We start from the raw sequence: 12,399 nt of genomic DNA, 5'->3' as shown, positions 1-12,399 counted from the left end.
CAGATGGAGTAAAAACTCCATCTGACTAAGTTTTCTTTATATCCCGACCGCTACCAAAACGCCTTTTCTATATACAGGAGATTGGTGCTGCCAAGTATCGTAATTCTACTGTATTATTGTTATCTATAGGTATTCTTATAGTATATAACTCATCACTATTGAGATAAGCTTACACCTTGATGAATATCTTCTCTTTTCATGTTCTTGTATTTTAGCGTACCATATTTTTTGTATTGTAAGAATATGATGAAAGCTAAAGCTACTAAGCCTACGATATCTAGTACTTCATTCTTCGTTACTAAGAAGAACGATGTGACTAATAGAATCGCTTGTTCTAGGCGGTTAATGTTTCCGAAGCACCATTGTTGTACCGCCGAAGCCAATGCATAAATTCCGATACCGGCAGTAATGGATCGCAGCGCAATCTCCCAAGCCTCTCCTGCTAATAAGATAGCCGGCGCATAATAGAACATAAATGGTACTATATATGCCGCGATTCCTAAACGGAATGATGTTAAACTTGTTCTCATTGGATCTGATCCACTAATTCCACATGCAGCATACGCAGCAAGCGCTACTGGCGGTGTAATAGAGGATAAGCAAGCATAGTAGAATATGAAGAAGTGAGCCATTAATGGTTCAATTCCCATACGAATTAGTCCCGGTGCAATAACCGAAGCAGCTACTGCATAAGCAGCTGTCGTTGGCATACCCATACCTAGTACGATTGAGATTAACATTGCAAAGAATAGCGCTAAGAAAACTGAAGTTCCTGCAATTCCCAACAACATCGACGCAAACTTAAGACCAACACCTGTTAAAGCGATTACCCCCATGATAATACCCGCTGCAGCACACACTGCCATTAACTGAATACTACCACGAACCCCAATATCAAGGGCTTGTAATACCTCTTTAAGACCCATGCGATTGTCTTTCGTTAACCAGCTTGTAGCTAAACTAGCAACGATTGCTATGAAACCTGCCATGATTACTGAGAATCCAGCGGCAAGCATTCCGAATAACATAACGACTGGCAAGAACATATAACTTCTCATCATAACGTCTTTGATATCTGGTAAAAGCGTCTTATCAAATCCATGAAGCCCTAATTTACATGCTTCTTTATCTACCATTAAGTAAGCAGACCAGAAATATAATATAGCTGGTATAACACCGGCTACCATGATACTTTGATACGGTATCCCCGTCATCTCGGCCATGATAAATATTCCGGCACCCATAATTGGTGGCATAATTTGTCCACCTGTTGACGCAACAGCCTCTGTTGCAGCTGCGAACTTAGGGTTATAACCAACTTTCCTCATTAACGGAATTGTTAAACTACCCGTAGCTACTGCATTACCTGCTGATGTTCCATTCATCGTTCCCATCAACGCACTGGATAATACCGCTACTTTAGCAGGTCCTCCACGAGCACTTCCACTAATTGAGAATGCCCATTCTACGAAGAACTTACCAACTCCAGATACTTGTAGAAACGCACTGAAAATGATAAAGATAATAATATATTTAGAAGAAATGGAAATTGGAACACTGAAGATTCCATTCGTACCGAAAATGTACGTGAAAAATCTTTCCATGGAATAACCACGGTGTTGTAATACTCCTGGCATATACGGTCCCGCAAAAGCATACGCGATAAACACTGATGCTAAGATTGTCAGTGACCAACCACTCGTACGTCTACTTAATTCTAATACTAAAACCGTACCTATAAGTGCAACTATAAAATCTAACGTCGTTGGGAGTACTCCCATTCTGTACAATAATTCATCAAAATAAATAAATATATACGCGGTTGTAGCAATACTAGCTGCTATACATAACCAATCGACGAAGTGAATTTTTGCCTTCGCACTCTTCCATCCCGGTACAAGCGCAAAACCTAACACAGATAAGAACATGACGTGCAAACTACGGAATAACCATTGGTCCATAGGTGCAACGATTAGCGTATATAGGTGAAAAACAGCTGTAATAATAGCAATTGCAGAAATTGACCTTCCTAACCATCCAGTTAGTATGCGGTGGCTCGAGAACTCTGCTTCATCGTTTGTTTCCAAAACGATTTTCCCATTTTTCAATTCAAACTGCCCATGCATCTGAGGCTGCGCGGCTGCGTTGCTCTTTTTTTTCTCTGTCTCTGTCATCGGGAATCTCCTCTCCATTGAATTCGTGAAAAACCCCACCCACTATAAGGCGGGTGGGGATACTACCTTACTATACAAAGCATTTTATAACTGATTGATAACGATTACTTCTTCACGTCAGGGTGTAATTCAATACCCACTTCTTCGAAGTACTTAATTGCTCCTGGGTGCATTGGTAACCAAGTGTTATCCTTAGCAAACTCAGGCTTAGTTTCTGCCGCAGCTTGGTGAGCTTGTAGCATCATGTCGTTGTTTTCCATAATCGCTTTTACGATTTCATAAACTAAATCTTCTGGTAGATCCTTGTGAGCAACTGCCCAGTTACCAATCGCTACAGTCTCAACTGGAGCTTTTAAGAAGTCAGGGTAAGCGCTCACTGGAATTTGAGCTGGAGTCCAGAAAGGATATTTCTTAACTACTTCATCACGTAACTCTCCATCAACACCGAACATAACGATGTCTTTCATTTGAGAAGCTGTTTCCATAACACCTGCAACTGGGATACCAGAAGCGAAGCTGTTTGCATCTAATTGCTTATCTAAGTGACTGCTAACAAGGTCGCTTAATCCAGCGAATTGTAGGTTAGCATTAACACCAGCTATTTCTAAGAAACGCGGGTGGAATGTACCAGCTGTTCCACTCTTAGGACCAGCACCAACCTTCTTACCAGCTAAGTCTTGAACACTCTTAATGCCTGTGCTTGCAGAAGCCCACCACTGAGAGTATGTGTTGTACATAGGGAAGATTGCTCTCATGTTTTGGTGTTTTTTGCCACCAGTCCAAGCTTCTTCTCCATGCCATGCTTCCCAAGCAGGACCCATTGTTACTAGACCTAAATCCATGTCGCCAATTTCTAATAATTGAATGTTATGGTTAGGACCATCAGTTACTTCTACGCCAACTTCAATGCCAACTTTTTCTTGAAGAACAGTTGAAATACCTCCAGCATATACATAGTATGCTCCACCGATAGAAGCAGCACCTAATTGTAAGTTCTTAGGCCACTTTGATTTGTCTGGACCTGCTGGAGTTGCATCCTTTTGGTCAGGAGCTGGTGTTGGTGCTGGAGCAGCATCCTTGCTACCGCCACAACCTACGATTGCTAATGATAACACTAGTAATACTGTAATTAGGATTGTAAACTTCTTACTTCTAAACATGATATTCCTCCCCTTATTTTGTACACATTCTTTTCTGTTATATAACTGTGTTACTTTACATGTATATAGTAACACTGTTTTATAAACAGTTCAACGTTTTGTTCATATTGTTCTTTATAGTTCTTTTTTACTTATAAAGAAACATAATGAATCACAAGTTGTTCATCTCCACTTCCATTATATGCTTGGACATAAGGATATATGACTATATGTACTAGTACCAACAAAACCCGCGCAATAATGAAACGCCGTTTCATTATTGCGCGGGTTTTGCTCATAACAGCCTGCCGATATACTCTGTTTCTATAAATAGTTATTTACTCTTCTGTTTCAACAAATTGTTGAATTCTCTCGCCAATACTATCGCGCACTGACTGAAACACTTTCCATCGTTCTACTTCTGTTCCTTCTGCTTTTGCAGGATCAGGAAATCCCCAGTGTAATCGTTTGACATGTGGCGGCGACAAAGGGCATTTATCGTTGGCATCTCCACATAATGTAATGACATAGTCCGCCTGATTCAAAATTTCTTGATCAATGACATCAGATGTTTGATTGCTGATATCAATTCCAATTTCATTCATTGCTTTTACAGCCAGTAGGTTTAATCCATGAGCTTCAATCCCGGCACTATATACATCAAATTTCTCTGCTCCATATGCTTTTGCAAAACCTTCAGCCATTTGACTGCGACACGAGTTTCCTGTACATAGAAAATATAGTGTTTTTCTCATACCTCTTGCCTCCTCGTAAAATATAGTTTTATTCTCATAATTCAATACTTATTACATTTAGGTGTAATCTCTAACACTTTAGTATCCATTAAGATATGGTTTTCATGCATATTATTAATTCACTATATTATAATACACTTATATTATCAGTTCAACTTTTCGTGTTAGCGCATAATTATTCGCACAATATATAACACTTAAGTTATAATATAAACAAAACTTAGCAGTCGCAAGCTCTATCAATGCACGCAAGATATATTTCTTTAAGACTTGCATTCATCTAGCTTTGAGAATGCTTTAGTTAGCGTACTTATAATAAGGGGGAATCGTATTATATGCCTTATCAAAACATTCTGCTTTGTGTAGACAGTTCAGAAGAATCGAATAAAGCCTTTAACCGTGCTTTAAAGGTAACCAATGAAAACGGAGCAAAACTAACTCTTGCCCATGTAGTAGATATTCCGATTTATTCGGATTACAAGCCATATGACGCAGAGATACTAAATGTTGCTCGCACAAGCGCTGAACGCTTATTGGAAGAATTTAAAGCGAAAGCCGTAGAATCCGGTATTACCAATGTACAAGTGATTCTTGAGTCTGGCTCTGCAAAGCGAGAGATTATCAAAACGATTATGCCCAAAGTTGATCCTGACTTGGTTATTGTCGGTGCTACTGGCACAAATGCATTGGAACGTGTACTTGTTGGTAGTGTCTCTGAATACATCATTCGTCATTCTCCATCGGATGTCTTAGTCGTCCGCTAACATCAAAGTTATATTCGATACATACATGCCAGCTTGCACATTCTGTGTGAGCTGATTTTTTTTACTCACTCGCGTCCTAAGAACTTGTAGTATTCCAAGTTTTGTTTTACATGTTTTCTTTAAATGAAAATTAATATGGCATTCTTGTTTACCTTTTCTTCATGCAATGTATAGGGTACATCATACAATGAATTATAAGGGAAGAAAGGGCGTGCTAAAATGGAAAAGACGAAATTTATTGAATCTCTTGTTGCATCAGCTAAAGAAGATTACGCGTTACATGGTTTATTTCCTAGTGTGAAAATAGCGCAGGCGATTCTAGAAAGTAACTGGGGAAAGAGCGGACTTACGAAAGAAGCGAACAATCTATTTGGTATCAAAGGAGTCGGTACAGTAGGTAGTATCACAAAGAAAACTAGGGAGTACAGTGAAGAAAAGGGATGGATATGGGTCCAAGCGCAATTCCGAAATTATAACACTTTGAACGAATCGATAAATGACCATACGCAATTTCTGCTACGATCGTCTCGTTACCTACCTGTATTCCAAGCTAATAATTACTTAGAAGCAGCACATGCATTACAAGAAGCAGGTTATGCAACAGATCCCAATTATGCTTCAAAACTTATCCGACTAATTGAAGAACATCAATTATTTCAGTGGGATACATTACCTGCACCTAAACCTGTAGCTACACCTAAAGCTAAACCACAATCTGTTGTATCCGATTATGCAAGAGAAGCTCATGATTGGGTAGTAGCCAACGGCATTTCCGATGGCTTGAATCCGCAGGATCAAGCGACACGCGAACAAGTTTGGGTAATGCTTTACCGCATGGCCCAACAGATGTAAAGAAAACTAGCATTCGCCAAGCTTTAGCGCAGAGAATGCCTTAGTTGCACTGACGCATAAACACAGCAGTTTACTGCTGATGTGTTGCTAATGCACAGCTATACTATCTACTTCAAACTAATGATTTCTGATAGTGCAAAAAACCTCCACATAAGAGTGGAGGTTTTATTCGTTGGTAGGATATGCGATTACATTACAGAAACGTTAGTCGCTTGAGGGCCACGGTTTCCTTCAGTAACCTCAAAAGATACTCTTTGACCTTCTTCTAATGATTTAAATCCATCGCCTTGAATTGCTGAGAAATGTACGAATACATCTTCTCCACCTTCTGTTTCGATAAATCCAAACCCCTTACTTGCATTAAACCATTTTACTGTACCTTGCATACTCTTAAATTCCTCCTAAATGTTTGCATTCCTTGAATGCATTACCTAAATATATTACTTACATTCTCTATTGTGCTATATTTCTGGATATTTTATACCTATTATTTGAAATATGAGATACCAGCTTCAAAAATTCTCTGATCTTTTTTGCCCGGAACATTGATGGCTACGTGATTTCCTATGCGCTCTGAATGTCCCATTTTCCCAAAAATTCTACCATCAGGGCTTGTGATGCCTTCGATTGCATAGATGGAGCCATTAGGATTGGCAGGGCTTTGCATAGTCGGATTACCCATTTGATTTACGTATTGAGTAGCCACCTGTTTCCCATCGATAAGCTTTTGTAACTCCTCTACCGTAGCAAAGAAACGTCCCTCCCCATGGGAAACAGGAATTGAATGGATTTCGCCTATTTCAACATTACGTAACCATGGTGACTGATTGGATACAACCTTTGTTTGTACCATTGTGGAAATATGTCTACCAATCGTGTTAAAGGTTAACGTAGGGGAATTCTCATTCATATCTCGGATCTCACCATATGGCAGTAGCCCTAATTTAATCAACGCTTGGAATCCGTTACAAATCCCCAGCACAAGACCATCACGATTTTGCAATAGGTCCATCACAGCTTCTTTAATTCTTGGGTTTCTAAAGAGCGTAGCGTAAAATTTACCAGAACCGTCTGGTTCATCACCACCACTAAAGCCACCTGGCAGCATCAAAATTTGTGTTTGCTTGATTTTATCAACAATGGTTGCGATAGAATTCTCAATATCAACAGACGTTAGATTCCTTATAATCATCGTATCGACTTGTCCGCCAGCTTTCTCAAACGCCTTATGCGTATCATATTCGCAATTCGTTCCTGGGAATACAGGGATTAAGACACGCGGCTGTGCGAGTGCTGTTGTACGAGAGCTGCGACTTTGACTTTTAATAGTTGTATCTGCGTTTATTATCGAATTGTACGTTATTGCATCTGACCCAGTTTTCACGAAACTAGCTTCAGTTTTCTCAAAATTGTAAGTAGATTCTTCCGTTACACTTTTCGCTTGGATTGGAAAAATATCTTGTAATGGCTCTTGCCATAGGCGATATAATTCATCCAGCATAATCGTCATATCACCAACTTGAATGGCTTGTGATGACGTTGTATTACCTAATGCAATATAATCAATATCTCCCAACGCTTCTTGTACGTTGATATCACTCGGAAGTTCTAATACTAATGAACCATACTTCGGCAAGAACCATTCTTCTCCATATCCAATCTCCATGGATTGTGTCATGGCATTCGCTTTTGATGGTTCAAAACGGAATCCAATTTTATTTCCGAAAGCCATTTTCGTAAGTGCTTCTGCGATTCCGCCATACTTCACAGTATGGGCAGCTAATACTTTTCCAGAATGAATCAGTTCTGTTACCTTAGTAAAGTTCGCTTTCAAGTTGTCAAAATCAATCATCGATTGTCCATCAAACTTCGATGGAATAAAAACAACCTGACTCCCCGCCTGTTTGAACTCTGGAGATATCACTTTATCTGCCTTCACTACATCTACAGCAAAAGCAACTAAAGTAGGTGGGACATGCAAATCTTTAAATGTCCCTGACATGCTATCCTTTCCACCAATTGCTGGAATACCGAATTGCTCCTGTGCGTGATATGCACCTAATAATGCACTAAACGGCTTGCCCCATTTGGATGCATCCGTCCCTAACTTTTCAAAGTACTCCTGTAGAGTCAAACGGATAGAATCATAACGACCACCGATTGCTACTACCTTGGCAACTGCCTCTACTACTGCATACAGAGCCCCATGAAACGGACTCCAAGATGCTAGCTTTGGATTGTATCCATGGGTCATAATCGTCGCTGTATTGGTTTCCTTGCCAATGACCGGAATCTTGGCAACCATGCCTTCGGCAGGCGTAGCCTGATACTTCCCACCAAATGGCATTAAGACCGTTCCTGCACCGATTGTACTATCAAAGCGCTCCACTAATCCCTGCTGACCAGCAACATTTAGATCCGTAAGATTCGCTATCCAAGCTTGTCGTAATGTTTCACAAGATTCCAAAGGGTAGCTCTTTAGTTCATCTCTTATGTGCTGCGATGGTTGCGTAAGAAAATCCATATCTGTTTGCGGCCCATTTACGTGTACTTTGGTTGTTTGTTTCACACCATTCGTATCTAAGAAATCCCTACTTAAATCGACAATCGCGTTTCCGCGCCAATACATTTGTAGACGTCGGTTATCTGTTACTTCAGCAACAACAGTAGCTTCTACATTTTCTTCTTGTGCGAATCGAATGAAGCGTTCTGCATCTTCAGCGGCCACTACCACCGCCATCCGCTCCTGTGACTCAGAAATCGCAAGTTCTGTACCATCAAGTCCTTCGTACTTCTTCGGAATCACATCTAAATTGACTTTCAGACTATCTGTTAATTCCCCGATTGCAACAGATACCCCGCCAGCACCAAAATCATTACATTTCTTAATCATCATGCTTACTTTAGGATTTCTAAATAGTCTTTGTAGCTTTCTTTCTGTCGGTGGATTCCCTTTTTGCACTTCTGCGCCACATGTAAAGATCGAGTCTTCATCATGTTCTTTAGAAGATCCAGTAGCTCCACCACAGCCGTCACGACCTGTACGTCCGCCAGCTAAAATCACTACATCGCCCTTACTTGGTTGTATGCGAACCACATTTTCTTTGGGAGCAGCAGCCATCACAGCACCAATTTCCATACGTTTCGCGACAAAGCCTTCATCATATACTTCAGCAACATGTCCTGTTGCGAGCCCTATTTGGTTCCCGTAGCCACTATATCCTGCTGCTGCTTCCGTAGTGATTTTGCGTTGCGGCAGCTTGCCTGGAATAGTATCTTCAATACGCGCACGTGGGTCGCCGCTACCTGTCACTCTCATTGCTTGATATACATACGAACGACCAGATAGTGGGTCACGAATGGCGCCACCTAAGCAAGTCGCCGCACCACCATATGGTTCAATTTCTGTAGGATGGTTGTGTGTTTCGTTCTTGAACATCACTAACCATTCTTGTATCTCACCTTCAACATCGACATCTACAACAATGCTACATGCATTTACTTCATCAGAAACATCTAAATCTTGTAGTTTGCCTTGCTTGCGCAGCTCTTTCATTCCGATGACAGCTAAATCCATAAGACAAACATCTCGGTTTTCTTCGCCATACACGATTTCACGAGCTTTAAGATATCTCTGATATGCTGCTTTCATAGGCACTACATTCTCATTTTCATCGAACGTCACTTCCTGAATCTCTGTTAAGAATGTTGTATGTCTGCAGTGATCAGACCAATATGTGTCGATTACTTTTAATTCTGTGATAGTTGGATCTCTCTTCTCTGTATCACGGAAGTACTTTTGACAAAATAAAAGGTCCTCGAAATTCATTGCAAAGCCAATACGTTGCATAAATTCCTTCATTTGCTGCTCATCCATGTGACAGAACCCGTCAAGGACTTGTACATCACTTGGTTGTTCCGTTTGTAGCTCAATTGTTAAAGGTTTATCTAGAGTAGCTTCTCGGGACTCTACTGGATTGATATAATACTGCTTGATGCGATTAAATTCCTCATCTGAAATGTCCCCTGATAATAGTACCACCTTAGCGGTAGTAACAATCGGTCGGTCACTCTGTGTTAAAATCTGTATACATTGCGCGGCAGAGTCAGCTCTTTGATCATATTGTCCTGGTAGGAATTCGACGGCAAACATACGAATTGGGTCTTGTACATGTAATTGTTCGTCATAGACAATATCCACTGGTGGTTCTGAGAAAATTGTATTTCGAGACTGTTGATAAATTTCTTCATTGATTCCTTGGATGTCGTACCGATTTACGACCCTTACCGATTGCAGTCCTAAAATTCCTAGGTTTTGTTGAAAGTCACGACATAAAGCCTCAGCTTCCACGTTAAATCCAGGTTTCTTCTCTACGAAAATTCTTCGCACTTGTATCCCCATTACAGCGGTCATCGATAAACCCCCCCATTTATTTTCAGTCGATTTGTTCCCTTCGTTTGTAAACTCGAATGGTTTTCATTAGCTTTATTGTAACAGAATTTACTTATAACATGTTATTATTAGTTATAATATGATTTATAAGTATATGTAATATGTTTTTCGTAATTCTGTATATAATTGATTCTACTTCTGTATTGGAAGGGTAAAAAACACAGTTGTTCCTTTATGTAGCTTGCTAGTAATACCTATTTCCCCATGGTGCGCTTCAATGATGTATTTGCTAATCGCTAGACCAAGGCCCGTGCCACCGAATTTTCTCGAACGCGACTTTTCGCCTCGGTAGAACCGATCAAATACATACGGAAGGTCGTCCTCTGCGATGCCCTGCCCGTTGTCTTTAATGGATATGCGTAAAGATTCTGATAAGTGTAAAGGTTCCGTTGAGTTTTCTTTCTCTGATTGTAAATCGATGTCGATCTGCACGAGTCCATGTTCTTTATCTACGTACCTAGACGCATTACCAATCAAATTCTCGATCACCTGGATCATCCGTTGCTTATCTACAGCAATACTAACATCCGGAATTTCTTTTGGTAGCGTCAAAGAAATCCCTTGCGATCCCAACTCTACTTCAAATTGCTGAAGGATCGAAGAGAAAAACTTTCTGCTATTCTGTTTTTCTAGAACTATTTCCAATTTACCTACTTCTATTTGAGAAAATTGAAATAAATCGTCAACCAAACGGTCTAATTGCTCAGTTTTCCCATGTATTACTTCTAAGTATTTCGCTAACCTTTCTTGGTCTTTCACAATACCATCTTGAATCCCCTCCACGTAGCCTTTAATGGAAGCGACTGGAGTTCTAATATCATGAGAAATACTTGCTACCAACTCTTTGCGCAGTTGCTCCTGTTGCTGTTGTCGAACAATCGATGCCTTGAGCTGCTCTTTCATCAACATAAAGGAACGACATAATGCACCAAACTCATTATTTTTGTTGTAATTGATATTGAAATCGAAGTCTCCGTCCGCTACTTTCGCAGTCGCAACGTTTAATTCCCCTAAAGGCTTCAAAACACTCCGTGAGAGAAACCACGTAAACCATCCTACGACCATTAATAGTGCAATAAATCCAAATAGAATACTAAGTGCAATGCCTTTTAGAATCGAAAATAAAATTTTGGCTGGTTCGGATGACGGATTGTAATGAACAACTACTTTCACAACCTTATTATCCTCTACTGGTATATTCAGACTGTTATTACTAAATCTCGATTTTGTAAAAGTTGTCTCCGCCGTTCGAAGGAGTAGATTTCCTTCTTCATCAAATATTTCAAACTGCACATCATAGTCGTCTGCTATTTCGCGTATGCTTTCCCCTACTGATTGCGTTGCTTGTCCATTACTATTGGCCAGATATGGATAACCAGATTGCACTGCTTCGCGGATGTCGAAAGCAACCTGTTGCATCACATCCACTTGTTTCATATCAAAATGTTTATTCACATGCTCCATAATAAAATAGAAAGACAACCCTGCTGTAGCAATCGGAATGATGATAACAGAGATAAAGGCAACCACAAGCTTACTATGAATCCCAAGTTTCAACGTAGTGGCCCCCTACTCTCCAAATTTGTATCCAACACCCCAAATTGTTTTAATAAACTTAGGCTTCGTTGGATCTACTTCTATTTTTTCGCGGATTCTCCGGATATGCACCGTCACTGTATTCACATCCCCATATTCGTTGAAACCCCATACATGGTCAAAAATTTGATCTCGTGTGAATACTTGCCCTTGATGGTTGGCAAGAAAATGTAGCAGTGCAAATTCTTTCGCAGATAGCTCCATTGACTGACCGTCAACTATTACCTTATGGGCTTTACTATCAATTTGCAAATTCTCGTATGTAAAAACAGCCTGCCCTTCATTACTAACATTCATTTGAAGGAATCTGCGCAAATGCGCTTTAACCCTAGCGACTAACTCACTAGGGCTAAAAGGTTTCGTCATATAATCATCGGCGCCAAGGCCTAGGCTTAGAATCTTATCAATATCGCTTTTCTTAGCACTTAACATAATTATCGGAATAGAAGACTCATTGCGTATCTTACGACAAAGTTCCGTCCCTTCCATCAATGGAAGCATTATATCCAATATCGCTAAAATAGGCTTTTCTTGTTGAAAACGTTCATATCCTTGCTTACCGTCATAAGCTACGAAAACTTCATACCCTTCATTTTCAAGATAATCCTTTAATAATTCGCAGATTTCCTGTTCGTCATCTACGACAAGGATTCTTTCTTTCACCAT

9 protein-coding genes are annotated in these 12,399 nt (G+C 40.1%); 2 read left to right on the top strand and 7 right to left on the bottom strand.

The window, feature by feature from the left end:
* Nucleotides 1–155: 155 nt before the first annotated feature.
* From BHU72_RS08535 to arsC, 3 genes are all read right to left on the bottom strand, one after another.
* A complete protein-coding gene (locus BHU72_RS08535) occupies nt 156–2,174 on the bottom strand; it encodes a TRAP transporter permease (RefSeq protein WP_069702205.1) in 2,019 nt (672 codons plus the stop codon).
* A 104-nt stretch (nt 2,175–2,278) separates the two neighbouring features.
* A complete protein-coding gene (locus BHU72_RS08530) occupies nt 2,279–3,334 on the bottom strand; it encodes a TAXI family TRAP transporter solute-binding subunit (protein WP_069702204.1) in 1,056 nt (351 codons plus the stop codon).
* Between the two features lie 317 nt (nt 3,335–3,651).
* On the bottom strand, nt 3,652–4,068 hold the full coding sequence (arsC, locus tag BHU72_RS08525) for an arsenate reductase (thioredoxin) (RefSeq protein WP_069702203.1): 417 nt from the start codon (nt 4,066–4,068) through the stop codon (nt 3,652–3,654).
* Nucleotides 4,069–4,403: 335 nt separating this feature from the next.
* Between arsC and BHU72_RS08520 the strand changes: the two genes are divergently transcribed.
* Together BHU72_RS08520 and BHU72_RS08515 are read left to right on the top strand one after the other, a co-directional pair.
* Nucleotides 4,404–4,832, top strand: a complete 429-nt coding sequence (locus tag BHU72_RS08520; protein WP_069702202.1) for a universal stress protein — start codon at nt 4,404–4,406, stop codon at nt 4,830–4,832.
* A 219-nt stretch (nt 4,833–5,051) separates the two neighbouring features.
* The gene (locus tag BHU72_RS08515) at nt 5,052–5,684 is read left to right on the top strand and encodes a glycoside hydrolase family 73 protein (protein ID WP_069702201.1); all 633 of its coding nucleotides are present in this window, start codon (nt 5,052–5,054) and stop codon (nt 5,682–5,684) included.
* A gap of 188 nt (nt 5,685–5,872) precedes the next feature.
* Here the strand turns inward: BHU72_RS08515 and cspD are convergent, their stop codons facing one another.
* From cspD to BHU72_RS08495, 4 genes are all read right to left on the bottom strand, one after another.
* Complete coding sequence (gene cspD, locus BHU72_RS08510) at nt 5,873–6,070, bottom strand: cold-shock protein CspD (protein ID WP_069702200.1); 198 nt, start codon at nt 6,068–6,070, stop codon at nt 5,873–5,875.
* A gap of 101 nt (nt 6,071–6,171) precedes the next feature.
* Nucleotides 6,172–10,086, bottom strand: a complete 3,915-nt coding sequence (locus BHU72_RS08505; RefSeq protein WP_069702355.1) for a phosphoribosylformylglycinamidine synthase — start codon at nt 10,084–10,086, stop codon at nt 6,172–6,174.
* Nucleotides 10,087–10,269: 183 nt separating this feature from the next.
* Nucleotides 10,270–11,694: a sensor histidine kinase gene (locus BHU72_RS08500; RefSeq protein ID WP_069702199.1), complete on the bottom strand. Its 1,425-nt coding sequence runs from the start codon at nt 11,692–11,694 to the stop codon at nt 10,270–10,272.
* Between the two features lie 12 nt (nt 11,695–11,706).
* A complete protein-coding gene (locus BHU72_RS08495; RefSeq protein ID WP_083248349.1) occupies nt 11,707–12,399 on the bottom strand; it encodes a response regulator transcription factor in 693 nt (230 codons plus the stop codon).

Source organism: Desulfuribacillus stibiiarsenatis, from assembly GCF_001742305.1.
Classification (GTDB): domain Bacteria; phylum Bacillota; class Bacilli; order Desulfuribacillales; family Desulfuribacillaceae; genus Desulfuribacillus_A; species Desulfuribacillus_A stibiiarsenatis.
Note: the sequence above shows the minus strand (reverse complement) of the source record. Positions and strands in the feature narration are given on the sequence as shown.

Excerpts from the sequence above, each read along its gene's own strand:
- BHU72_RS08535 (WP_069702205.1), bottom strand. The coding sequence starts at position 2,174 with ATGACAGAGACAGAGAAAAAAAAGAGCAACGCAGCCGCGCAGCCTCAG.
- BHU72_RS08530 (WP_069702204.1), bottom strand. The coding sequence starts at position 3,334 with ATGTTTAGAAGTAAGAAGTTTACAATCCTAATTACAGTATTACTAGTG.
- arsC (WP_069702203.1), bottom strand. The coding sequence starts at position 4,068 with ATGAGAAAAACACTATATTTTCTATGTACAGGAAACTCGTGTCGCAGT.
- BHU72_RS08520 (WP_069702202.1), top strand. The coding sequence starts at position 4,404 with ATGCCTTATCAAAACATTCTGCTTTGTGTAGACAGTTCAGAAGAATCG.
- BHU72_RS08515 (WP_069702201.1), top strand. The coding sequence starts at position 5,052 with ATGGAAAAGACGAAATTTATTGAATCTCTTGTTGCATCAGCTAAAGAA.
- cspD (WP_069702200.1), bottom strand. The coding sequence starts at position 6,070 with ATGCAAGGTACAGTAAAATGGTTTAATGCAAGTAAGGGGTTTGGATTT.
- BHU72_RS08505 (WP_069702355.1), bottom strand. The coding sequence starts at position 10,086 with ATGGGGATACAAGTGCGAAGAATTTTCGTAGAGAAGAAACCTGGATTT.
- BHU72_RS08495 (WP_083248349.1), bottom strand. The coding sequence starts at position 12,399 with ATGGTGAAAGAAAGAATCCTTGTCGTAGATGACGAACAGGAAATCTGC.